Here is a 23,119-nt window from a genome sequence, read left to right on the forward strand (position 1 = left end):
TCGATAGCAAAGGCAGGGTCGTTGCAAGGCCGCATCCGCGTCTTGACGCCTGCCGGCACAGCAGTGCGACAATAGAAGGCTTCATGACGACCTCCTTCTCCCAACTCGCGCTGGACGAACCCCTCGCCCGCGCAGTAGCCGAAATGGGCTACGAATCCATGACGCCGATCCAGGCGGAGGCCATTCCGGTGGTGCTCCAGGGCCGCGACGTGATGGGCGCCGCCCAGACGGGTACCGGCAAGACCGCGGCTTTCTCGCTGCCGCTGCTGCAGCGCATGCTGAAACACCAGAACGCTTCCACCTCTCCCGCGCGCCATCCGGTGCGGGCCCTGGTGCTGCTGCCGACGCGCGAGCTGGCCGACCAGGTCGCCCAGCAGGTCAAGCTCTATGCCAAGTACACCAACCTGCGCAGCGCGGTGGTGTTCGGCGGCATGGACATGAAGCCGCAGACGCTGGAGCTGAAGAAGGGCGTCGAAGTGCTGGTCGCCACGCCGGGCCGGCTGCTCGACCACATCGAAGCCAAGAACGCGGTGCTGAACCAGGTCGAGTACGTGGTGCTCGACGAGGCCGACCGCATGCTCGACATCGGCTTCCTGCCCGATCTGCAGCGCATCCTGTCGTTCCTGCCCAAGCAACGGACCACGCTGCTGTTCTCCGCCACGTTCTCGCCCGAGATCAAACGCCTGGCCAGCAGCTACTTGCAGGACCCGGTCACGATCGAGGTCGCGCGCTCCAACGCCACCGCTTCCACCGTCGAACAGCATTTCTTCAGCGTGCGCGACGACGACAAGCGCCGCGCCCTGCAGCAGATCCTGCGCCAGCGCGGCATCAAGCAGGCCTTCGTCTTCGTCAACAGCAAGCTCGGCTGCGCACGGCTGGCACGGTCCCTGGAGCGCGAAGGCCTGAAGACGGCCGCGCTGCACGGCGACAAGAGCCAGGACGAGCGGCTGAAGGCCCTCGATGCGTTCAAGAAGGGCGAAGTCGACCTGCTGGTCTGCACCGACGTGGCCGCGCGCGGACTCGACATCAAGGACGTGCCGGCGGTCTTCAACTTCGATATTCCGTTCAACGCCGAAGACTACGTCCACCGCATCGGCCGTACCGGACGTGCGGGCGCGTCCGGCCTGGCGGTCACCTTCGTCGGCAGCGGCCCGAACGATGTGCGCCTGGCGGCCGACATCGAGAAGCTGATCAACACCAAGCTCGAGATCGAGCCGGTGGAGTTCGAGGACGACATGCCGCGCGGCCGCATCAACGACGGTCGCCGCCTCTACCGCAGCGAGCCCGGTGCGGAAGAGGGCGACGGCCCGGTCAGCGGCATGGTGCCACCGGTGCCCCGCAACGGCCTGCGCGACGTGCGGGAGCCACGGGAGTCCCGTGAATCGCGCGAGGCCCGTGCCCCGCGCGCCGAACGCGAGCAGCGCTACTTCCGCGCCCCCTCGGCCCCGCGCGACGCCTTCTTCGAGAAGCCCTACGAGCCGTCGGCGCGCGAAGAGGCGCCCTCGTGGGAGGCCAGCGCGCGCCCGGCGCGCAGCATCTCGGCCAACATCAAGCCGAAGCGGAAAGTCGCGGCGCTGTTTAAGGCGGTCGAGGCACAGCCCGCGCCGCCACCGCAACCGGTCGTGGCGCAGCGGCCCGAGGCCGAGCCTGCACCGGAGACGTCGGAGTCCTGAGCCGCCGGACGCGCGGCGTTCACACCGAAGAAAAAACGGCCTGTCGGCCGTTTTTCTTTTGGCGGCTGGACGAGCGACGGCGACCGGCCCTTGCGGCGCGGGTCCGGTCGGTTCAGCCCGGCACCTGCGCCTGCTCGCATTCCACGTCGATACGCTCGTTCTCGGCCGCCGTCGCACCCAGCCGTACTGCCGTGAGGCATCCGCCCCAGACGCACCCGGTGTCGAGCGACAGCAACCGCGGCCTGTCGATCCAGCCCAGCGTCGACCAATGGCCGAAGGCGACCGTCTGCTCTGCCGTACGACGACCGGGCAGGTCGAACCACGGCAGCAGACCCTCGGGTGCCTTGGCCGCGCCTTCCTTCGCATCGAAATCCATCCGCCCGTCCGGGTGGCAGAAGCGCAGCCGGGTCAGCACGTTCACGATCACCCGCAGCCGCTCCGTGCCCCGCAGGTCGTCGTGCCATGCGTTTGGCATGTTGCCGAAGACGCGCGACAGAAACCCGGTCGGATCGGGCCCCTGCAACTGCGCCTCGACCTCGGCCGCCCGGGCCATCGTGTCGTCCGCGCTCCACTGCGGCAGCACGCCCGCATGGACCAGCAGCAGGTCCTGCTGGCCGTGCTGCAGCCGGTAGGCCAGCGGCTGGTGCCGGAGCCAGTCGAGCAGGGCCGTGCGGTCGGGGGCCGCCAGTAGGTCGGCCAGGGTGTCGGCCCGGTGGGCCTTGCGCACGCCTTCGGCCACCGCCAGCAGGTGCAGGTCGTGGTTGCCGAGGAGGCAGCGGATCGCGTCGCCATCCTTCATCGCCCGGCGCACCACCGCGGCCGAAGCCGGGCCCCGGTTGACCAGATCGCCCAGCAGATAGAGCGTGTCGCGGCTCGGCGAGAACCCGATTTCCTGCATCAGGGACACGAGTGCCGCATCGCAACCTTGTATATCGCCTATCAGGTACATTGACATGCCCCGATTCTCTACTGGCCTGCATGGATTTCTTGCTCATTGCGCTGCTGACACTTCTCAACGGCGTATTCGCCATGTCCGAACTGGCATTGGCCTCCAGCCGGCGCGCGCGGTTGATCGCACTGGCCGAATCGGGCGACAAGGGTGCGTCGGCGGCCCTGGCCCTGCTCGACAATCCCACGCAGTTCCTGTCGTCGGTCCAGGTGGGGATCACCTCGATCGGCATGCTCAACGGCATCCTCGGCGAGGCTGCGTTCAGCGACGACGTCGCAGTGTTGTTGCAGACCGTGGGCGCCCCGGCGCGGGCCGCCGAGATCGGCGCCACCGCGATCGTGGTGACGATCATCACCTTCATCACCATCGTCTTCGGCGAACTGGTGCCCAAGCGCATCGGCCAGCTCTATCCCGAGAAGGTGGCGCTGTGGGTGTCGCGTCCGATGACCTGGGTGGCGACGATCGCCAAGCCCTTCGTGCACCTCCTGTCGTTCAGCACCCATGCGGTGCTGAAACTGCTGCGGGTCGACAACGCCGCCGAGCGGCCGGTCACCGAAGCGGAAATCGTCGCCAGCCTGGAGGAAGGCGTGGACGCCGGCATCATCGAACACCAGGAGCACCGCATGGTGCAGAACGTGTTCCACTTGGACGACCGGCCACTCACCTCGCTGATGGTTCCGCGGGCCGACATCGAATGGCTGCCGGCGATGGCCACGGTGCGCGACGCCTTGGAGCATGCGGTCAAGGGAGGCGACCGTGGGTCCCACTCGTGGTACCCCGTCTGCCGGGGCTCGCTGGACGACGTGGTGGGCATTGTGAGCCTCTCGCATCTGCTGGCGCTCGAAGCCGATTCGGCCGGACCGATCGAATCCTATGTACTGCCGGCGTCGTTCCTGCCGGAAACGCTCTCGGGCATGGAGTTGCTGGAGCAGTTCCGGGCGCAGTCGGGCCGCATGGTGTTCGTAGTCGACGAATATGGTGTGGTGCAGGGCCTGATGACTCCCCGCGACCTGCTGGAGGCGATTACCGGAGAGCTGCAGCCCGGGGCCGAAGCCCAGGCATGGGCCACGCAGCGGGGCGACGGTTCCTGGCTGCTCGACGGTTTGATGCCGATCGGCGAACTCAAAGCGCGTCTGGATATTCGGGATCTGCCGGGCGAGGACCGCAATCTCTACAACACGCTGGCCGGGCTTCTGATGTCGGAATCGGGTCGCTTGCCGGTCACCGGCGAACAGATCGAGTGTGCCGGCTGGATATTCGAGGTGGTGGATCTGGACGGCAAGCGCATCGATAAAGTGATGGCGATGCTGCCGCCGGAATCGGCGACCACGGGTTAATCTTTTTGGGGTCTTGCGTTCGGCAGCCACCTATTATCTATAATGATGATTTGCAAACTAACTCCGGGCATGCCATGACGACCTCCTACAAAGACCTGATCAAGCAGCGCGAAGCACTTGAAAACCAAATCAAGGACGCACGCCAGCGCGAAACATCGGATGCCGTGTCCCGTGTTCGCAGCATCATCGAAGAATTCGACCTGACCGCCGAAGACGTGTTCCCACCTGCCACCCGCACCCGTGCCGCATCCAGCGCCAAGGGCGGCAAGGTAGCTGCCAAGTACCGTGACCCTGCCACCGGTGCCACCTGGACCGGCCGCGGCAAGGCGCCGCGTTGGATCCAGAACGAAGACCGCGCCCGCTTCGCCATCGCCGACTAAATCCCGCTCGGCACAGGCCGAACCAGGGTGGACGGATTATTCGGCGCTGCCGGGCTAATCGTCCCGATCCGGCTGTTGTCCAAGCGACGGAATACCCCACGCATCGAAAGAGGCGTGGGTATTTTGCGTCCGGGTGCTGAAAAGTAACAATATGATTCAGCCGAATATGCATCGAGGAAGGCGCCATCGCTTCTTGGCGGCAATTCCCGTTTGCTGAGTTTGGTGGATTCGGAGTTCCAGGTTCGAGAAGCCGGCTGTTGCGATAGCCAAAGGCAAGTCCCGGTAAATGTCTTCCACACCGCGTAACGACAGGGACCGCTCGCGCTGACAGAATGGTCGATGCCACGACAGCCACCGACCAGGAGTGCCAGATGACCACGATCGCCCCCCACGACTTTCCCGATACCCTCAAGACCTTCGACACCGCTTCCGGCAAGACGGGCGGCTTCTATTCCATTCCGGTGCTTGGCACCACCTTCCCCGGGGTCAAGCGCCTGCCGGTGTCGATTCGCATCGTGCTGGAATCCTTGCTGCGCAATTGCGACGGCAAGAAAATCACGGCGGAGCATGTCGCCCAGCTCGCCGGCTGGAAACCCAACGCCGAGCGGGTCGAAGAGATTCCGTTCGTCGTATCCCGGGTGGTGCTGCAGGATTTCACCGGCGTCCCGCTGCTGGCCGACCTGGCCGCGATGCGCAGCACCGCCACCCGTCTGGGCAAGGACCCGAAGCGGATCGAGCCACTGGTGCCGGTCGACCTGGTGGTCGACCACTCGATCATGGTCGACTACTACGGCCAGAAGAATTCGCTCGACCTGAACATGAAGCTCGAGTTCCAGCGCAATCAGGAGCGCTACCAGTTCATGAAATGGGGCATGCAGGCGTTCGACACCTTCGGCGTCGTGCCGCCCGGCTTCGGCATCGTCCACCAGGTCAACCTGGAGTACCTGGCCCGCGGCGTGCACCGGCGTGCCGACGGCGTGCACTATCCCGACACCCTGGTCGGCACCGACAGCCACACCACCATGGTCAACGGCATCGGTGTGGTGGCCTGGGGGGTGGGCGGTATCGAGGCCGAGGCGGCGATGCTCGGCCAGCCGGTGTATGTGCTGACGCCCGACGTGGTCGGCTTCGAGCTCACCGGCAAGCTGCGCGAGGGCGTCACCGCTACCGACCTGGTGCTGACGGTGACCGAGCTGCTGCGCAAGCACCGGGTCGTCGGCAAGTTCGTCGAATTCTTCGGCGAAGGCGCCCGCACCCTCGCCGTGCCCGACCGGGCGACCATCGGCAACATGGCGCCCGAGTACGGCGCGACGATGGGCTTCTTCCCGGTGGACGAGAAGACGATCGAATACTTTCGCGGCACCGGCCGTACCCAGCCCGAGATCGATGCATTCGAGGCGTACTTCCGTGCGCAGGAGATGTTCGGCGTGCCCCTGGCCGGCGAGATCGACTATTCCCAGGTCGTGCGGCTCGACCTGTCCAGCGTCACGCCGAGCCTAGCCGGCCCGAAGCGGCCGCAGGACCGGATCGAGCTGACGCACGTGTCGAGCCAATTCGCCACCCTGTTCTCGCGGCCCGCGGCGGAGAACGGCTTCAACCAGCCGGCCGACCGACTGCACACCCGCTATCCCTTGGTGCCGTCCGCATCCCGCGATACGCCGGCCGAGAAGCCCGAGCCGGCGGGTGCGGCGCGGCATGTGGTCGAGATGGTCGGCAACACCCCGACGCTGGAGACGGCCGAATCCGATCCGCGCGCCCGCACGACGGCAGGCCCGGGCATCACCGTGGGCAACGGCGACGTGCTGATCGCGGCGATCACCAGTTGCACCAACACTTCCAACCCGAGCGTGCTGCTGGCCGCCGGCCTGCTGGCCAAGAAGGCGGTGGAGCTGGGGTTGACCGTTCAGCCGCACATCAAGACATCGCTGGCGCCCGGCTCCCGCATCGTGACCGAGTACCTCACCGCGACGGGATTGCTGCCCTACCTGGAGAAGCTCGGCTTCGCCCTAGCCGGCTACGGTTGCACCACCTGCATCGGCAACGCGGGCGACCTCACGCCCGAATTGAACGACGCGATCACCAAGAACGATCTGGTCTGTGCGGCGGTGCTGTCGGGCAACCGGAATTTCGAGGCACGCATCCACCCGAACCTGAAGGCCAACTTCCTGGCGAGCCCGCCGCTGGTGGTGGCGTATGCGATCGCCGGTACGGTGCTGACCGACGTGATGACCCAGCCGGTGGGGCAGGGCACCGGCGGCCGCGACGTCTACCTGGGCGACATCTGGCCGACCAGCGACGAGATCCACGCCCTGATGAAATTCGCGATGAACGGCGGCGCGTTCCGCGACAACTACGCCAAGGTCAAGACCGAACCCGGCGCGCTCTGGGAAAAGATCAAGGGCACCACCGGCCAGAGCTACGACTGGCCCACCAGCACCTACATCGCCGAGCCGCCGTTCTTCGAGGATTTCGAGTTGGAGAACACCGGCTCCGAGGGACAGGTGCAGGTCGAAGGCGCACGCATCATGGCGCTCTTCGGCGACTCGATCACCACCGACCATATCTCGCCTGCCGGTGCGATCAAGGAAAGCTCGCCGGCCGGCCAGTGGTTGAAGGAGCACGGCGTGCAGAAGGCCGACTTCAACAGCTATGGCGCCCGGCGCGGCAACCACGACGTGATGATGCGCGGCACCTTTGCCAACGTGCGGATCAAGAACCTGATGATCCCGGCCGGCGCCGACGGCTCCCGCAAGGAGGGCGGCCTCACGCTGTACCAGGGCGACGGCGCCGACCAGGGCCAGGAAAAGTTCATCTTCGACGCCGCGATGCAGTACATCCGCGAGGACATTCCGACGGTGGTGTTCGCGGGCGAGGAGTACGGCACCGGTTCCTCGCGCGACTGGGCCGCCAAGGGCACCCAGCTGCTCGGCATCAAGGCGGTGGTCGCGCGCAGCTTCGAGCGCATCCACCGCTCCAACCTGGTCGGCATGGGCGTGCTGCCGCTGCAGTTCCGCGCGGGCGATTCCTGGGAGAGCCTGGGACTGACCGGCAACGAGAGGATCGACGTGGTGCCGCATCCGCAACTCAAGCCGCAGAGCGAAGCGCTGCTGCGCATCACCCGCGCCGACGGTTCCCGGCAGGAGGTGCAGGTGATCCTGCGCATCGACACGCCGGTGGAGGTCGACTACTACCGCCACGGCGGCATCCTGCCGTTCGTGCTGCGGCAACTGCTGGTCCAGGCGTGACGGCGTAGGCGTCGGCCGGATACGGCACGCGCGCGCCGGTTCGGCAAGAGCCACCTGTGGGTGGCTCTTTTTACTGGCGGGGTCAAAACCAGCACGCCGGGCAGGGCGGGCGGATGCGCAGGGCGATGCGCTAAACAGGAATTGCTACCATCAGCATTTCCGCACAGTCGCACCGGCTCCATTCCGTACATGCCTTCCTCCTCTCCCTCGCCCGTGCAGGGCACCTCCATCCGCCTCGACGAACTGGCGCGCAACGCGCCCGCCACCGTGCTGTCGGTGCGTCCGCCGGTCGATGCGGAAGATGCTGAGCTGGTCCTGCGATTGGTGGAGATCGGCTTCGTGCCCGGCGAGCAGGTGCGGGTGATCGCATTCGGCTTCCCGGGCCGGGAACCGCTGGCGGTGCGGATCGGGCAGAGCACCTTCGCCTTGCGTCTGCACGAGGCTGCGCTGATCCAGGTCGCTCCTGCCGGGGTCCTGCAATGAGCACCGCCGGCGCACTGCGCGTCGCCCTGCTGGGCAACCCCAACTGCGGCAAGACCGCGCTGTTCAACCTGCTGACCGGCAGCCGGGCCAAGGTGGCCAACTATGCCGGCGCGACCGTCGAGCGCAAGGTGGGCCGGCTGCGCACGCCGTCGGGCCGGCAGGTGCAGGTGCTTGACCTGCCCGGCGCCTACAGCCTGAACGCGATGAGCGCCGACGAGGCGGTCACCCGCGACATCGTCACCGGCCAGCGTCCGGGCGAGCCGTTGCCGGACCTGCTGGTCTGCGTCACCGACGCCACCAACCTGCGGCTCAACTTGCGGCTGGTGCTGGAAGCGCGCAAGCTCGGCCTGCCGATGGTGATGGCGCTCAACATGAGCGACATGGCCCGCAGCCGCGGCATCGTGGTCGATAGCGCGGCCCTGTCGCGCGAGCTCGGCATGCCGGTGATCGAGACGGTCGGCATCCGCGGCGACGGCGCCGCGGCCCTTGTCGCGGCACTCGACTCCTACCCGTCCGCCGCATCCGGTGCCGCAGTGGCCGCGGGTGCAGGTGCGGTCTGGCAGGCGCCGGCCCTGGCCGACGTGCAGGACACCCAGGTCGAAGTGCGCCGCATCCTGTCCGTCGCGGTGCAGGAGCCACCCACGGCCCTGCACCGCGACGATGCGATCGACCGCATCGTGCTGCACCCGCTGTGGGGCACGCTGCTGCTGGCGGTGCTGCTGTTCCTGATGTTCCAGGCCGTCTTCAGCTGGGCCGAGGTGCCGATGGAGGCGATCAAGGGCGCGACCGAAGCCGTGGCCGAGTTCGTCAAGGCCCACGTGCCCGACGGCATCCTGCAGAGCCTGCTGGCCGACGGCATCGTGGCCGGCCTGGGCGGCGTGGTGGTGTTCCTGCCGCAGATCCTGATCCTGTTCCTCTTCATCCTGGCGCTGGAGGATTCGGGCTACCTGCCCCGCGCGGCCTTCATGCTCGACCGGCTGATGGGCACGGTGGGCCTGTCGGGCCGCTCGTTCATTCCGCTGCTGTCCAGCTTCGCCTGCGCGATTCCCGGCGTGATGGCGGCCCGCACCATCACCAACTGGCGCGACCGGCTGGTGACGATCATGATCGCGCCGCTGATGACCTGCTCGGCGCGGCTGCCGGTGTATGCGCTGCTCATCGCGGCCTTCATCCCGGCGCAGACGGTCGGCGGCGTCTTCAACCTGCAGGGCGTGGTGCTGTTCGTGCTGTACGTCGGCGGCATCGTGTCGGCGATGGCGGTCGCCTGGGTGTTCAAGCAGATGCGCGGTACGCAGCGCCAGTCGCCCCTGTTGATGGAACTGCCCGCCTACCGCTGGCCCCATCCGCGGCAACTGGCCATCGGCCTGTGGGAGCGCGCGATGATCTTTCTGAAGCGCGTCGGCACGATGATCCTGGCGCTGACGGTGCTGCTCTGGTTCTTCGCGACCTTCCCGTCGCCGCCTGAAGGCGCCACCGGCCCGGCGATCCAGTACAGCCTGGCCGGCATGATCGGCCGGGCGCTCGAGGTGGTCTTCGCGCCGATCGGTTTCAACTGGCAGATCTCGATCGCGCTGGTGCCGGGCCTGGCCGCGCGCGAGGTGGCTGTCGGAGCGCTCGGCACGGTGTACGCCATGTCGGCGACCGGTGACGACGCGGCGGCGGCGCTCGAGCCGGTGATCGCGGCCAGCTGGTCCTTCGCGACCGCGGTGTCGCTGCTGGTCTGGTACGTGTTCGCGCCGATGTGCCTGTCGACGCTGGCCACCGTCAAGCGCGAGACCAACTCCTGGCGCTATGCGCTGATCATGGCCGGCTACCTCTTCGCGCTGGCCTATGCGGCGAGCTTCGTCGCCTACCGCATCACGCTGGCGCTCGCCTGAGGACACGCCTTCCATGTCGCAGAACATCGCCGTCGCGCTGATCGTCCTGGGCGCCGCTGCCTGGGCGGTCTGGTACTGGATGCCCGCACGCGGTCGCCGGGCCCTGGCCGATGCCCTGGCGCGGGGTGCGCGGCGGCTGGGGCTGAGGGCCCAAGGCGCCGAGCGCATAGCCGCCGTGGTGGGCAACGCGCCGGGATGCGGCTCCTGCGAGAGCTGCGGCAGCTGCGCCGCCCCCGGAGCGGCCGACAAGGCCACGGCCCGACGGCCGGTCCCCGGAGGCGAAAAGCCGGTCACGGTGGTGCGCCGCCCCTGACGGATCGCCCGGTTGCGGGCAGTGCGCGACGTCCTGGCCGCAGTGGACAGGCCTGCGGTGACGGCCCTCCTGCCGGCCGGCTTCAGACGCTGCCAAAACGCACGCTTTCACCGATTCTTCCGGCCCCGGTTTTTCGCGCATACTTTCCGCAAGAACCCGCCCGAACCCCACGTAATGCACACGAAGTTTCCCGACGCGCGTGCTGCGCTCCAATGCGCAGCCGCTTTCTGCATGGCGAGGAAGCAGGGCGCGGTCGGTCGGGTGTCTTCGGCGGCGGCGGTCGTGCTCGGCATGACCGTGCCTTGGACGGTCTCCGCGCAGCCCGTCCTGGCCGCCGCGCACGACCTGCCGGCCGCGGCGGCGTATGCGGCGCTCGGCTTCATCCTCCAGCTGGCGGCGGTGTGCGCGGGTGCGGTGGCCGCGGTGCTGCTGGGCCTGCGCAGCGCGCAGCCGCAGCCCGGGTCGCCGGCCCTGGCCGCGGCGTTCGCCTGCTCTGCGGTGTGCGGTCTTCTGGTCGCCGCAGCGGGTGCCGGCATCGCAGGCGTGGCCGGCGGCGGCGCGCACCAGGGCTTCTGGATCGTGGCGCGGTTGGCCGAGGCGGCGGGGCTCGCCGCGGTGCTGCTGCCGTCGAGGACCCGGCATGCCTGGCCGGTGCGCAGGCTCGTCGGCGTGGCGTTGCTGCTGGCGGCCAGCGCGGCGGCCGATAGCCTGGGCCCCGCGGTGATCGGCATGGCGGCGCCCGGTGCCGCGGCCGCGCTGCGGCTGGGCGCCTGCCTGCTGCTGATGAGCATGGCCGCGCAGCGGATCGGCCAGACGGCGCAGACCGGCGTGGACGACCATCCGATCGGTGCGCACCTGGTCCATGCGGTGCTGTTCCAGGTGGTGCTCGATCTGCGGAACAAATGGCGGGTGACCTACGTCAGCCCCGCCATCGAGCGGCTGCACGGCCTGCGCGCGGCCGACCTGTACCGCGAGCCCGAGCCCTGGTTCGCGCAGATCGTGCCGGAGGACTGGCCGCGCTTCGTCGCGCAGCGCGACGCGGCCCTGCGCGACGGTACCTCGCTCGACGTCGAGCTGCGGATGCGCCGGGCCGACGGCGAGCTGCGCTGGATGCGGATCAGCGCCGGCGGCAGCCGGGTCGACGACGGCTCCATCGTGGTCGAGGGGCTGATGTTCGACATCACCCAGCGCCGCCTGGCCGAGCAGCAGGTGCACCAGAAGGACGAGGAATGGCAGGCGGTGCTGAGCCACATCCCGGGCGACATCACCCGCCTCGACCGGTCCTTGCGGGTGCGCTACATGAACGAGAACCACGCCCGGTGGTACGGCGGTGCCGCGGCCGATTTCGTCGGCAAGCCCTTCCTCGAGGTGATCCCCGCGGTGCGCTACGCCCAGATGCAGCCCTACCTGGCGCGCGCCCTGGCCGGCGAGCGCGTCGTCTACGAGGCCGACGTCGCGCTGGAGAACGGAGAGATGCGCCGGCGCCACAGCACTCTGGTGCCCGAGCACGACATGCAGGGCACCGTCACCGGCGCGGTGGTCTACGTGGTGGACGTCACCGAGCACCGGCAGGCCGAGCAGGCGCTGGCCCACAAGGAGTCGCAGCTGCGCAGCCTGTTCGAGGCGATTCCCGACATGGTGTTCTCCAAGGACCGCAACGGCCGCTACCTGTCGTGCAACCAGGCCTTCGAATCGTTCTACGGCTGGCGCGAGGAAGAGATCCTGGGCCAGGGCGACGACGGCTTGGTCGGACCCGCCTTCGCCGCGATGTTCCGCGAGCAGGACCGCCTGGTGATGGAGACCGGCGAGTCGCTGCGCGGAGAAGAGCCGATGCACACGCTGCGCCACCACCGCGAAGGCATCTTCGACCTGATCAAGACGCCGCTGCGCGATGCCGACGGCGAGGTCTACGGCGTGCTGGGCGTGGCGCGCGACGTGACAGAGCGCAAACGCGCCCAGCGCGACATCGAGCGGCTCGCCTACTACGACAGCCTCACCGGCCTGCCCAACCGGCGCCGGCTGGCGGTGCGCCTGGGCCAGGCGGTGCTGCCGCAGGCGATCGCGGCGGCGGGCCACGGCGCGCTGCTGTCGATCAACCTGGACCACTTCAAGAACATCAACGACACGCTGGGTCCCGACGTGGGCGACCAGTTGCTGCGCGCCGCGGCGGAGCGGATGACCGGCGTGGTCCCGGTGCACCAGACGGTCGCCCGCCAGAGCGGCGACGAGTTCGCGGTGCTGCTCGAGGCCCTGGCCAACGACGCCGCCGGCGCCCAGGCCGAGGCCGAGCAGATCGCCCGCGACCTGCTGCTGGCGCTGGCCGCGCCGCTCTCGCTCGGCGGCCGCCAGCACCACGGCACCGCGCGGATCGGCATCGCCCTGTTCGGCGGCCCGCCGGTCGCGCCCGAGGAACTGCTGACCCGCGCCAGCCTCGCCTGCGAGGAGGCGCGGCTGGCCGGCCGCAACACGGTGCGCTTCTTCGATCCTGCGATGCAGCAGAGCCTGGCCGAGCGCACCGCGCTGCAGGCCGACCTGCACGATGCGGTGAGCGAGGGGCAGCTCGCGCTGCATTACCAGCCGGTGGTGCAGCAGGACGGCACGCTCACCGGCGCCGAGGCGCTCCTGCGCTGGCAGCATCCGGTGCGCGGCACCGTGCCGCCGGCCGGCTTCATCGGCCTGGCCGAAGAAACCGGGCTGATCCTGCCGATCGGCAGCTGGGTGCTGCAGGAGGCCTGCATGCAACTGGTCGCCTGGGCGGCCCGGCCGGACACCCGGGGCCTCGACATCGCGGTGAACGTGAGTGCGCGGCAGTTCCGCCACCCCGATTTCATCGAGGAGACCGAGGCGATCCTGGCCCGCACCGGCGCCGACCCGCGGCGCCTGAAGCTCGAACTGACCGAGACCCTGCTGTTCCACGACACCGAGGAAGTGCTGACCAAGCTGGCGCGGCTGAAGGCGCGCGGCATCGGCTTGGCACTGGACGATTTCGGCACCGGCTTCTCCTCGCTCGGCTACCTGAAGCGGATGCCGCTCGACCAGCTGAAGATCGACCGTTCGTTCGTGCGCGACGTGCTCACCGACCCCAACGACGCGGCCATCGTCCGCACCATCCTCGCGCTGGCGGCCAGCCTCGATCTGCATGTGGTCGCCGAGGGCGTGGAGACCGAAAGCCAGCGCGATTTCCTGGTGGCGCACGGCTGCCGGGCGTTCCAGGGCTACCTGTTCGGCAAGCCGATGCCGATGGAGGCGTTCGAGCGTACGCAGGGCCTCGGCGCATGAGCGGATCGACCGTGCGCCGCGGCATGAAGGCGGTGCAGCCGCCGCGCGGCTCGCGATGAGCGTGCGCTTCTCCCAGGAGATGCTCGTCGCCGGCGGGGGCATCGGCGGGCTGGCGGCAGCCCTGGCCTGCGTGCGGGCCGGTTGGCGGGCGCGGGTCTTCGAAGGCGCCGAGGCCTTCGCGGAAGCGGGCGCCGGCCTGCAGCTCGGCCCCAATGCCACGCGGCTGCTGCAGGCCTGGGGGCTGGGCGATGCGCTCGAGGCGGTGTCGGCATTTCCCGACCGGCTGGAGATCCGCAGCGCCGCTTCCGGCCGCGTGCTGGGGCGGCTGGTGCTGGGAGCGCAGGCACGCACCCGCTACGGCGCGCCGTATGCCACCCTGCACCGCGCCGATCTGCATGCGCTGCTGCTGGGCGCGGTGCGCTCGCAGGCAGAAGCGGTGATCCATCTCGGCACCCGCGTCACCCGGGTGGCCCCGCAGTCCGACACGGTCTGCATCGGCACCGAGCGAACCGGGCCGGACGGCGCACGGGCCGCTTCCGTGCAGGTGGAGGGCGATGCCCTGGTCGCGGCCGATGGCCTCTGGAGCCAGGTGCGTTCGGCGGTCGTACCCGACGATGCCGCGCCGCGCGTCACCGGCCATACCGCCTACCGCGCGCTCCTGCGCCAGGCCGACCTGCCCGCGAACGTCCGCAGCAGCCAGGTCACCGTCTGGCTCGGTCCGCGGATGCACCTGGTGCAGTACCCGGTGCGCGGCGGCGAATGGCTCAACGTGGTGTTGCTGGTGCAAGCCGATACGGCCCTGCCGGCGGTGGCCGACCCGCGCGACTGGAGCCAGCACGCGCCGCCGGGCGGCCCCGCCGCCGCGCTGGCCGGCGCCTGCGCGCCGCTGCGGGCGCTGCAGGAAGCGGTGGCCGACTGGCGGCTGTGGATGCTCTGCGACCGGCCCCCGGTCGCCGGCCCGTCCGCGATGGCGCAGGGCCGCGTCGCACTGCTGGGCGACGCGGCCCATCCGATGCTGCCCTACCTGGCGCAGGGTGCCGGCATGGCGATCGAGGATGCCGCGGTGCTCGGCGACGCGCTGGCGATGGACGCGGTCGAGGTGCCGCTGCGGCTGCGCAGCTACGCCCAGCGGCGCTGGCAGCGGGTGGCGCGGGTGCAGGCGGTCGCGCAGCGCAATGCCGGCGTCTTCCACGCCAGCGGCCCGGTGCGCTGGGGCCGCGACATGGCGATGGCGGTGCTGGGGGAGCGGCTGCTGGACCAGCCGTGGCTGTACGGTGCGAAGGTCTGATGCGCGTCCGACCCGATCCGGCGAGGCGAAAAACCTAAGTGCTATGAAAATGGTAGCTAATGGCCGGCGCCGCACGCCGGCTCCGGCCATTTTTCATTCGTAACCCTGCACCTGGGCTGCCCCGGCAGCCCGGGGCTACCAGCAAGCCCGGTCGTCCAGCACCGGCAGCCCGTGGCGCCTGCGCGCATGGCCGCAGGCATCGCTGCCGGCAGCGAAGGCGCGGCACGGCGACGGCCGCCATTCGTAGATGCCGCAGGCCGCGCGCTGGCCGATGCGGCCGGTGAGCGCGGCGCAGCGGGGCGGGGCGTGGTCGGTGCCGCGCATGCGCACCGTGTCGCCGATCACCTCGACCGCCAGGCCGGCCGGCACGCTGCCGCCGTGCTCGTCGACCTCGCAGGCGGAGAAGTCGACCCGGAACGACGCGCAACAGGCGCCGCAGGAAAGGCAGGGGTGGTCGCCGGTGGCGCTCACGTTTTGGCGACGGCTGCGGCGTACAGGCGGCCCTGGGCCAGCGCGTCGATGGCGCGCTCCAGGTTCTGCCGTGCCGGCGTTTCGCGCCCCGCACCGAAATCCGCATGCAGGTAGATGCGGGGTCGGCGCAGGAAGCCCTGCAGCACCGCGGTGCGGGCCGCGGCATAGCGGGGCCACGGCACCCAGCGGTATTCCTGGCGCACGCCCTGCTCGAAGGCCTGGTAGACCGCGGGCGCGGCGCCGAGCACCGCGAGGTCGATGTCGAGCACCCAGGCGGTGTCCGGGTCGTCGGTGGCCGCATGGTCCCGGGTGGCGAGGATGTGGCGCTCCACCGCGGCCAGCAGCGGCTCGGCCAGACCCTGGCTGCGCAGGTAGCGCCGGGCCCATTCGGCACTGCGCGCCTCGTTCTTGCGGCTCCAGGGCGAGTAGATCGCGTCGTGGTACCAGAGGGCCAGCGCCACCGCCTGCGGGTCCTGCGGCGGCGCGGGCAGGGCGTCGAGGTGGCCCAGGCAGGCGGCCAGGTGGCCGGCGTCGTGGTAGCGGCGCGGCCAGGCCGACCAGGCCCGCAGCAGGTGCCGGCCCTCGCGCTGCCAGCAGGCCTCGCCGGCGCCGCCCGGCGGACCGGTGCGCTCCAGCGCATCGCCGAGCGCGTGCCATTGGTCGAGCAGCGAAGCGTGGGCGGCGTGTCGCACGGTGGTGTCCTTCCTGTGGCGCTTGCTTACTGCACCCGGCCGAGCAGCAGGAATTCGAGCAAGGCCTTCTGCACATGCATCCGGTTCTCCGCCTCGTCCCAGACGACCGACTGCGGGCCGTCGATCACGTCGGCGTCGACTTCCTCGCCGCGATGCGCCGGCAGGCAATGCATGAAGAGCGCGTCGGGCTGGGCGGCTGCCATCATCTCGGCATCGACCCGCCAGTCGGCGAAGGCGGTGCGGCGGGCCTCGTTCTCGTCCTCGTAGCCCATGCTGGTCCAGACGTCGGTGGTGACCAGGTCGGCGCCGCGGCAGGCCTCCATCGGGTCCTGAAAGACGCGGTAGCCCTGGCCCGCCTGCACGCCGGCGGTGACCGGGTCGATCTCGTAGCCGCTCGGCGTGCTGATGTGCACGGTGAAGCCGAGCAGGGCGGCGGCCTGCAGCCAGGTGTTGGCCATGTTGTTGCCATCGCCCACCCAGGCCACGGTGCGGCCGGCCAGGCGGGCCAGGTCGGGCAGGCCGTCGTCGCCCAGGCCTCGGTGCTCCAGGAAGGTGAAGATGTCGGCCAGGATCTGGCAGGGGTGGAACTCGTTGGTCAGCCCGTTGATCACCGGCACCCGCGAGAATTCGGCGAAGCGCTCGATGCGGTCCTGGCCGAAGGTGCGGATCATCACCACGTCGACCATGCGGCTGATGACGCGGGCGCTGTCCTCGATCGGCTCGGCCCGGCCCAGCTGGCTGTCGCCGGTGGTCAGGTTCAGCACCGTGCCGCCCAGCTGGTACATGCCGGCCTCGAAGCTCACCCGGGTGCGGGTGGAGGCCTTCTCGAAGATCATCGCCAGCGTGCGGTCGGCCAGCGGGTGGTACTTCTCGTAGGCCTTGAACTTGCGCTTGATCTGCGCGGCGCGCTGGAAGATCCAGGCGTAGTCGTCGGCGCTGAAATCCTTGAACTGCAGGTAGTGGCGGATCGGAGATTGCTGCATATCGGCTCGGGGTCTGGAAACGGGTGCGCCGCGGACGGGCCGCGGCGCAATGGGGGAGGGGGTGGCAGTGCCCCGTTACGCGGCCTGCGGCTCGGCCAGGAAGGCCTTCACCAGCGGCACGAGGATCGCCACGATCTGGTCGGCTTCGTCGGCGGTCAGGATCAGCGGCGGCACCAGGCGGATCACGCTGTCGGCGGTGACCGAGAGCAGCAGGCCGGCCTCGGCCGCGCGCTGCAGGATCACGCCGCACGGCCGGTCGAGCTCGATGCCCAGCATCAGGCCGTGGCCGCGCACTTCCTTCACACCGGGCAGGCCGGCCAGTTCGCGCTCCAGCCCCGCCTTCAGATGGGCGCCGACGGTGGCCGCGTTCTCGACCAGGCCGTCTTCCTCCATGATGCGCAGGGTCTCGACACCGGCACGCATCGCCAGCGGGTTGCCGCCGAAGGTGGTGCCGTGGTTGCCCGGGCCGAAGATCTTCGCCGCCTTGGGGCCGGCCACGACCGCGCCGATCGGCACGCCCGAGCCCAGGCCCTTGGCCAGCGGCATCACGTCGGGCAGGATGCCCGCCCACTGGTGGGCGAACCATTTGCCGGTGCGGCCCATGCCGCACTGCACCTCGTCGATCATCATCAGCCAGTCGTTGGCATCGCACAGGGCGCGCACCTGCCGCAGGTATTCCCAGCGCATCGCGTGGATGCCGCCTTCGCCCTGGATCGTCTCGAAGAACACCGCCACCACGTTGGGGTTGCCCTCGGTGGCCGCCTTCAGCGCGGCGATGTCGTTGAGCGGCACCCGGATGAAGCCCTCGACCAGCGGACCGAAGCCCGCCTGCACCTTGGGGTTGCCGGTGGCCGACAGCGTCGCGATCGAGCGGCCGTGGAAGGCATGCTCGTAGACCACGATCTCGGGCCGCTCGATGCCTTTGTCGTGGCCGAACTTGCGCGCCAGCTTCAGCGCCGCCTCGTTGGCTTCCAGGCCGGTCGAGCAGAAGAAGGCGTTGGTCAGGCCCGAGAGCTCCACCAGCCGGGCCGCCAGCGCTTCCTGGCCGGGCACGTGGTAGTAGTTGGAGCTGTGGATCAGCTTGGCGATCTGGTCCTGCAGCGCGGGCACCAGCTTCGGATGGTTGTGGCCCAGTGTGTTGACCGCGATGCCGCCCAGGCCGTCCAGGTAGCGTCGGCCCTCGGTGTCCCAGACCCATACGCCGTCGCCGTGATCGAGTGCGATCGGCAGGCGGCCGTAGGTGTTCATCACGTGGGGCGAGGTGGGCGCTGTCGAGGCGGTCATGCGTTTCCTTTCCGAGAAACCGGGGAGAGTGGGCTGCGGCACCGGGGTGCGACAGGGGCCCGTAAATAGTGGGTTCAGCGAAGCGCGCGCCGCTGAAATGCGATTCTAGGGGCCGGCACCGCGGGCGTTGGTGACGTTTGTGCATCAGAGCGATGCCGCCCGCCACGTCGGGTTATCCCGGGGTCCAGTCTTCTATAAGAGCTAGAATCACCACCCGGCCCGCAAGCCCCCCTGCAGGCCGCCGCCCCTCCCACCAGCCCCCGCCACGATGGTCGCCTACAAAGCACAAGAAGTCTTCATCCAGGGCGTCACGAGCGATGGTCGCACCTTTCGCCCGAGCGACTGGGCCGAGCGCCTGGCGGGCGTCATGAGCAGCTTTCGCCCCGGCGGCCCGCGCCCGGGCAGCCACCTGGGCTACTCGCCGTGGTGCATTCCCACCAACCTCAACGGCACCAAGTGCGTGGTCGTCCACCCCGACCTGCGCACCTACGATGCGATGGCCTGGGACTTCGTGATGAACTTCGCCCGCGACAACGACCTGCAGGTCACCGAGGCCTGCCTGCTGCCCGACGCTCCGGTGCCGGCCCGCCGCTAGGCTTTCCCGCATGGACGCAACCGCTGCCGGTGGACACGATCCGGCCGGTCCCCGCTTCTCCCCGCCGCCCGGCGGCCTGGTCCCCACCGACGAACAGCGCGCGATCCAGTCCGCGCCGCAGCCCACCGTGCTGGTGCAGGCCCATGCCGGCGCCGCCAAGACCACCACGCTCGCCCTGCGCCTGGCGGAGGCCTGGCAGCAGGGCATCGATCCGCGCGATTGCCTGGTGCTCACCTACACCGACGCCGCCTGCGTGGCCCTGCGCAACGCGCTGCGCACCATCGGCGTGCCGGTGCCGGTCGCCAAGCTGTTCCAGGTCTCGACCTTCGAGGCCTTCGCTTCCGCGGTGCTGTTGCGGATGGAAGGTGCGCCGGTGCCGCGGCTGCATACGCCGGAGCAGCTGCGGCCCCGCGTCTGGGAGGCGGTCGAGCGGATGCTGGCCCAGCAGGAGGACAGCCGCTGGTACGACGCGCTGCAGGTGCCGTCCGCCGGCGACGCCGCCTTCGTCGCCGATTTCCTGGAGCATGCGCTGTGGCTCAAGGGCACGATGCAGCTCGACCGCGATCCGCCCGAGGGCCTGCTGGCGCCGCAGCACGCCGAGCAGTACGGCATGGAGTACACCGCGCTGTGCACCTTCGCCGCCTACGAGCGCCGCATCCGCCGTGGCGGCCATCCCGACCACCCGGCATTCCGCGGCCCTGGCGACGCCACCTATGACCTGGCCCGCCAGTTTATGCGTGAGGAGGAGGGCGACGCCGACCCGGTGCCCGCCGCCTGGCCGGGCCGGCTGCGGGTCCTGATGGTCGACGAGATGCACGACATGAACGAGGCCATGTTCCGCATCCTGCGCCGGCTGCTGCGCTCGCAGCGCTGCGAGTTCTGCGGTGTGGGCGACGTGCACCAGGTGATCCATGCCGCCGCCGGCGCCGACCCGGCCTTCCTGGGCGAGCGCATCGCCGACGAGACCGGCCGCTACATCGCGACCTACCGGCTCGGCACCAGCTTCCGCTTCCACGAGCGGCTGGCCCGGGGCGCGGCGCGCTTCACCCGGCAGAAGATCGTGTCGTCCAGCGCGCACGACACCGCGGTGGCGGTGCTGTCCCACGCCGACGAGGACGCCTGCGTGGCGCAGGTGCTGACGGCCCTGCGCGGCTTCGGCCGCGGCGCCAAGGCCCTCGGCGCGCAGGCGGTGCTGCTGCGCCACGAGGACCAGTCGATCCTGCTGGAGAACGCGCTGGTCGACGCCGGCCTGCCCTACCGCACCACCGGCTTCGACAGCTACCTGCTGCGCCCCGAGGTGTTGCTGGTGCGCGGCCTGCTGACCATCGCCACCCGCGATTTCGAGAGTTTGCGCGACCGCGACACGCTGGCCCGCATGGTCGAATCCTTCGTCTTCTTCTGCGGCACCCGCCTGGACGAAGACCCCGAGCAGGACGACCAGTCGCAGCCGGCCCTGCTGGCGACGGCGATCCGCCACTTCCACGACAACAGCGAGAACCTGCCGCGCTTCCTGGAGAACCACGTGCTGCGCACCGCCGAGCCGGCCGTGGCGCGCCGCCTGCGGGCGGCGGTCGCGGTGGTGGAGGGCGTCGCGCCCGGCGCCGGGCCCGAGCTGTTCGACCGATTCCTGGCGGCGCTCGACATGCCGTGGTTCGTGGCGCAGGCGCTGGTGCGGCCGGAGCGGCGGGCCGCCGCGCTGCGCAACATTGAGGGCCTGCGCCACCTGGCGGCGCGTGCCGGATCGGCCTCGGCCTTCTTCCACCAGCTCAACGCCACCGAGCAGCGCCGGGCCGCGCCGGGGCGCGAGACCCCGCTGACGCTGGCCGCCGCGGCGGCGGTGAAGGGGCTGGAGTTCGACCACGTGCTGCTGCCCTTCTTGGCGCAGGGCGTGTTCCCCGATGCCGACGCGCGCACTTCGGACGAGGAAAACCTGTTCTACGTCGCGATCACCCGGGCTCGCAAGGCGCTGACGCTGCTGGTGGATGCACGGCGGCCGAGCGACTATGTGGCGCGGATGGGGCTGTCGCTGCCGGCAGCGTAGGGTTCGTTATGGAAAGCGAGCGCCCATGAAAAAACCGCCCGAAGGCGGTTTTTCACTTTGCTGCAGCGCACCCGTTGCAAACGGCGAGCGGGCTGATGAAGAGCCTGCTCGTGCGATGCCTGATTCGGTCAGGCGGCCGCGGTGGCTGCGGTTGCGAGGGCCTTGACCTTCGCAGCCAGGCGGCTCTTGTCGCGAGCGGCCTTGTTCTTGTGGAAGATGCCCTTGTCCGCCACGGTATCGACCACGCTCTGGGCGCGGGCGAAGGCTTCGGCAGCCTTGGTCTTATCGCCGGCGAGAACAGCCTTTTCGACGTTCTTCACCGCCGTGCGGTACTTGGAGCGCAGCGAGGTGTTCGCAGCGTTGAGCTTGACGTCCTGGCGGACGCGCTTGCGGCCCGACGCGAGGCGCGGGTTCTTTTTCTTCGGCTTGGTTGCCATGATTCGGTTCCTTAGGTGGTCTGAGGATGTTGCAGCAAAGCCAAAAATTATATCCCACCCCCAGGCTTCCCCACTGTGTGTGGCCGCCCACCCTCTTGCAGAGGGCGATGCCGGTCGGGCCCCTACACTCGCGCGGTGTCACTTTTCAAAGCCGCTTCCACCGTTTCGCTGTTCACGCTCGCCTCGCGCATCACGGGGCTGGTCCGTGAGCTGTTGATGGCCTCGGTGTTCGGCGTCAGCGCGTTGACCGACGCGTTCAACGTCGCCTTTCGCATCCCCAACCTGTTTCGCCGGGTGTTCGGCGAAGGGGCGTTCAGCCAGGCTTTCGTACCGGTGCTGGCCGCGGCGCGGGTGGAGCGGGGGGACGAGGGGGCCAAGGCGCTGATCGACCATGTCTCCACCCTGCTGGCCTGGACGCTGCTGGTACTGAGCATCGCGGGTGTGGCGGCGGCGCCGCTGCTGGTCTGGGCGATGGCCAGCGGCTTGCGGCAGACGCCCGAGGGCTTCGGCGCGGCGGTGACGATGACGCGGTGGATGTTCCCCTACATCGGCTTCATGTCGCTGGTGGCGCTGGCGGGCGGGGTGCTCAACACCTGGCGGCGCTTCGCGGTGCCGGCGGCCACGCCGGTGCTGCTGAACGTGTCGCTGATCCTGTCGATCGTCTGGGGTGCGCCCTGGTTCGCGCGGCACGGGTTCGAGCCGATCTACGCGCAGTGCGTCGGCGTGCTGGTGGGCGGTGCGTTGCAGTTGGGCCTGCAACTGCCGGCGCTCAAGCGCCTGGGCCTGCTGCCCGACATCGGCGCCAGCCGCGCGGCGATCCGCGCTGCCTGGACCGATCCCGCCACCCGCAACGTGATGCGGCTGATGCTGCCGGCGCTGCTGGGCGTCAGCGTCGCGCAGATCTCGCTGCTGATCAACACCCAGATCGCCTCGCATCTGGCGCCGGGCAGCGTCAGCTGGATCGTCTACGCCGACCGCCTGATGGAGTTCCCGACCGCTTTGCTGGGCGTGGCGCTGGGCGTGGTGCTGATGCCGCAGCTGGCCGGCGCCCGCGCCGCGAAGGACGACGCCCGCTATTCGGCGATGCTGGATTGGGGCCTGCGCCTGGTGGTGCTGCTGTCGGTCCCCTGCATGGTGACCCTGCTGGTGTTCTCCCGGCCGCTGGTGGCGGTGCTGTTCCACCACGGCGCCTTCACCCCGCAGGACGTGCAGCAGACCACCGTGGCGCTGATGGGCTATGGCGCGGGCCTGGTCGGCATCGTGGCGATCAAGGTGCTGGCACCCGGCTTCTACGCCAAGCACGACATGCGCACCCCGATGCGGATCGCCGTCTGCGTGCTGGTGCTGACCCAGGTGCTCAACTACCTGCTGGTGCCGCTGCTGCAGCATGCGGCGCTGACGCTGTCGATCGGCATCGGCGCGGTGGTCAACGCGCTGTGGCTGCTGGTCGGCCTGGTGCGGCGCGGCAGCTTCCGGCCGCTGCCGGGCTGGGGCCTGTTCCTGATGCAGGTGCTGGCCGCCAGCGCCATCCTGGCGATCTTCCTGGTGTGGATGCTCAACCGCTTCGACTGGATCGGCCTGCAGGCGACCGAGTTCCGCCGGGCCGGCCTGCTGGCGGGCGTGGTGGCGGCGTCGATGGTGCTCTACCTGCTGGCCGCCTGGGCCGCGGGCATCAAGCTGCGGCAGATGCTGCGCCGCTGACCCCCGCGGGGTGCCCTGGCCGCGCCGGGTCTGCCGCCACCGGGCCTCCGGCGGCCCCGCTTGACGCGTTCGGGCGGGCGCCGCCAGAATG

Annotated in this window: 18 protein-coding genes; 12 read left to right on the top strand and 6 right to left on the bottom strand. The window is 69.7% G+C overall.

The features are described from left to right. Window positions 1-83: 83 nt before the first annotated feature. Window positions 84-1,673: a DEAD/DEAH box helicase gene (locus tag ASE76_RS17105; protein WP_082448681.1), complete on the top strand. Its 1,590-nt coding sequence runs from the start codon at window positions 84-86 to the stop codon at window positions 1,671-1,673. Window positions 1,674-1,785: 112 nt separating this feature from the next. On the opposite strand, the gene ASE76_RS17110 is transcribed toward ASE76_RS17105, so the two are convergent. Then, complete coding sequence (locus tag ASE76_RS17110; protein WP_055842291.1) at window positions 1,786-2,628, bottom strand: symmetrical bis(5'-nucleosyl)-tetraphosphatase; 843 nt, start codon at window positions 2,626-2,628, stop codon at window positions 1,786-1,788. Window positions 2,629-2,651: 23 nt separating this feature from the next. On the opposite strand from ASE76_RS17110, the gene ASE76_RS17115 reads away from it, so the two are divergent. From ASE76_RS17115 to ASE76_RS17150, 8 genes are all read left to right on the top strand, one after another. Beyond that, complete coding sequence (locus ASE76_RS17115; protein WP_055842294.1) at window positions 2,652-3,959, top strand: hemolysin family protein; 1,308 nt, start codon at window positions 2,652-2,654, stop codon at window positions 3,957-3,959. Between the two features lie 74 nt (window positions 3,960-4,033). Next, entirely contained in the window at window positions 4,034-4,339 is a 306-nt protein-coding gene (locus tag ASE76_RS17120) for an H-NS family nucleoid-associated regulatory protein (RefSeq protein ID WP_055842297.1), read from the top strand. 371 nt (window positions 4,340-4,710) lie between these two features. Continuing rightward, a complete protein-coding gene (locus tag ASE76_RS17125; protein WP_055842302.1) occupies window positions 4,711-7,584 on the top strand; it encodes an aconitate hydratase in 2,874 nt (957 codons plus the stop codon). Between the two features lie 189 nt (window positions 7,585-7,773). Then, entirely contained in the window at window positions 7,774-8,067 is a 294-nt protein-coding gene (locus tag ASE76_RS17130) for a FeoA family protein (RefSeq protein WP_055842303.1), read from the top strand. Next, entirely contained in the window at window positions 8,064-9,944 is a 1,881-nt protein-coding gene (locus tag ASE76_RS17135) for a ferrous iron transporter B (RefSeq protein ID WP_055842308.1), read from the top strand. The genes ASE76_RS17130 and ASE76_RS17135 overlap by 4 nt, the downstream gene beginning before the upstream one ends. A 13-nt stretch (window positions 9,945-9,957) precedes the next feature. Beyond that, on the top strand, window positions 9,958-10,257 hold the full coding sequence (locus ASE76_RS17140; RefSeq protein ID WP_055842310.1) for a hypothetical protein: 300 nt from the start codon (window positions 9,958-9,960) through the stop codon (window positions 10,255-10,257). A gap of 291 nt (window positions 10,258-10,548) precedes the next feature. Continuing rightward, window positions 10,549-13,536: an EAL domain-containing protein gene (locus tag ASE76_RS17145; protein ID WP_168389268.1), complete on the top strand. Its 2,988-nt coding sequence runs from the start codon at window positions 10,549-10,551 to the stop codon at window positions 13,534-13,536. A 55-nt stretch (window positions 13,537-13,591) separates the two neighbouring features. Next, window positions 13,592-14,824 (top strand): FAD-dependent monooxygenase, encoded by a 1,233-nt coding sequence (locus ASE76_RS17150; protein WP_055842316.1) that lies wholly within the window; start codon window positions 13,592-13,594, stop codon window positions 14,822-14,824. 135 nt (window positions 14,825-14,959) lie between these two features. Here the strand turns inward: ASE76_RS17150 and ASE76_RS17155 are convergent, their stop codons facing one another. From ASE76_RS17155 to ASE76_RS17170, 4 genes are all read right to left on the bottom strand, one after another. Beyond that, window positions 14,960-15,295 carry a YkgJ family cysteine cluster protein gene (locus ASE76_RS17155; RefSeq protein ID WP_055842319.1) on the bottom strand — a complete coding sequence of 112 codons (336 nt, stop codon included), beginning with the start codon at window positions 15,293-15,295 and terminating at the stop codon, window positions 14,960-14,962. Then, complete coding sequence (locus ASE76_RS17160) at window positions 15,292-15,987, bottom strand: hypothetical protein (RefSeq protein WP_055842322.1); 696 nt, start codon at window positions 15,985-15,987, stop codon at window positions 15,292-15,294. The genes ASE76_RS17155 and ASE76_RS17160 overlap by 4 nt, the downstream gene beginning before the upstream one ends. A 26-nt stretch (window positions 15,988-16,013) precedes the next feature. Further along, entirely contained in the window at window positions 16,014-16,970 is a 957-nt protein-coding gene (argF, locus tag ASE76_RS17165; RefSeq protein ID WP_201781880.1) for an ornithine carbamoyltransferase, read from the bottom strand. Between the two features lie 75 nt (window positions 16,971-17,045). Beyond that, on the bottom strand, window positions 17,046-18,254 hold the full coding sequence (locus tag ASE76_RS17170; RefSeq protein ID WP_055842325.1) for an aspartate aminotransferase family protein: 1,209 nt from the start codon (window positions 18,252-18,254) through the stop codon (window positions 17,046-17,048). 268 nt (window positions 18,255-18,522) lie between these two features. Here ASE76_RS17170 and ASE76_RS17175 point away from each other — a divergent pair, with 268 nt between their 5' ends. Then, window positions 18,523-18,849, top strand: a complete 327-nt coding sequence (locus ASE76_RS17175) for a DUF3579 domain-containing protein (RefSeq protein ID WP_055842328.1) — start codon at window positions 18,523-18,525, stop codon at window positions 18,847-18,849. Between the two features lie 10 nt (window positions 18,850-18,859). Continuing rightward, window positions 18,860-20,890, top strand: a complete 2,031-nt coding sequence (locus ASE76_RS17180) for a UvrD-helicase domain-containing protein (protein ID WP_055842331.1) — start codon at window positions 18,860-18,862, stop codon at window positions 20,888-20,890. Between the two features lie 128 nt (window positions 20,891-21,018). Here the strand turns inward: ASE76_RS17180 and rpsT are convergent, their stop codons facing one another. Then, complete coding sequence (gene rpsT, locus ASE76_RS17185) at window positions 21,019-21,327, bottom strand: 30S ribosomal protein S20 (protein ID WP_201781881.1); 309 nt, start codon at window positions 21,325-21,327, stop codon at window positions 21,019-21,021. A gap of 135 nt (window positions 21,328-21,462) precedes the next feature. On the opposite strand from rpsT, the gene murJ reads away from it, so the two are divergent. Next, window positions 21,463-23,028 (top strand): murein biosynthesis integral membrane protein MurJ, encoded by a 1,566-nt coding sequence (gene murJ / locus ASE76_RS17190; protein ID WP_055842337.1) that lies wholly within the window; start codon window positions 21,463-21,465, stop codon window positions 23,026-23,028. Window positions 23,029-23,119 lie beyond the last annotated feature (91 nt).

Source organism: Xylophilus sp. Leaf220 (assembly GCF_001421705.1).
Classification (GTDB): domain Bacteria; phylum Pseudomonadota; class Gammaproteobacteria; order Burkholderiales; family Burkholderiaceae_C; genus Xylophilus.

Coding starts and splice junctions, on each gene's coding strand:
- ASE76_RS17145 (WP_168389268.1), top strand. CDS start 10,549: ATGACCGTGCCTTGGACGGTCTCCGCGCAGCCCGTCCTGGCCGCCGCG.
- ASE76_RS17105 (WP_082448681.1), top strand. CDS start 84: ATGACGACCTCCTTCTCCCAACTCGCGCTGGACGAACCCCTCGCCCGC.
- ASE76_RS17120 (WP_055842297.1), top strand. CDS start 4,034: ATGACGACCTCCTACAAAGACCTGATCAAGCAGCGCGAAGCACTTGAA.
- ASE76_RS17125 (WP_055842302.1), top strand. CDS start 4,711: ATGACCACGATCGCCCCCCACGACTTTCCCGATACCCTCAAGACCTTC.
- ASE76_RS17170 (WP_055842325.1), bottom strand. CDS start 18,254: ATGACCGCCTCGACAGCGCCCACCTCGCCCCACGTGATGAACACCTAC.
- ASE76_RS17175 (WP_055842328.1), top strand. CDS start 18,523: ATGGTCGCCTACAAAGCACAAGAAGTCTTCATCCAGGGCGTCACGAGC.
- argF (WP_201781880.1), bottom strand. CDS start 16,970: ATGCAGCAATCTCCGATCCGCCACTACCTGCAGTTCAAGGATTTCAGC.
- ASE76_RS17110 (WP_055842291.1), bottom strand. CDS start 2,628: ATGTCAATGTACCTGATAGGCGATATACAAGGTTGCGATGCGGCACTC.
- ASE76_RS17140 (WP_055842310.1), top strand. CDS start 9,958: ATGTCGCAGAACATCGCCGTCGCGCTGATCGTCCTGGGCGCCGCTGCC.
- rpsT (WP_201781881.1), bottom strand. CDS start 21,327: ATGGCAACCAAGCCGAAGAAAAAGAACCCGCGCCTCGCGTCGGGCCGC.
- ASE76_RS17180 (WP_055842331.1), top strand. CDS start 18,860: ATGGACGCAACCGCTGCCGGTGGACACGATCCGGCCGGTCCCCGCTTC.
- ASE76_RS17130 (WP_055842303.1), top strand. CDS start 7,774: ATGCCTTCCTCCTCTCCCTCGCCCGTGCAGGGCACCTCCATCCGCCTC.
- ASE76_RS17115 (WP_055842294.1), top strand. CDS start 2,652: ATGGATTTCTTGCTCATTGCGCTGCTGACACTTCTCAACGGCGTATTC.
- ASE76_RS17135 (WP_055842308.1), top strand. CDS start 8,064: ATGAGCACCGCCGGCGCACTGCGCGTCGCCCTGCTGGGCAACCCCAAC.
- ASE76_RS17150 (WP_055842316.1), top strand. CDS start 13,592: ATGAGCGTGCGCTTCTCCCAGGAGATGCTCGTCGCCGGCGGGGGCATC.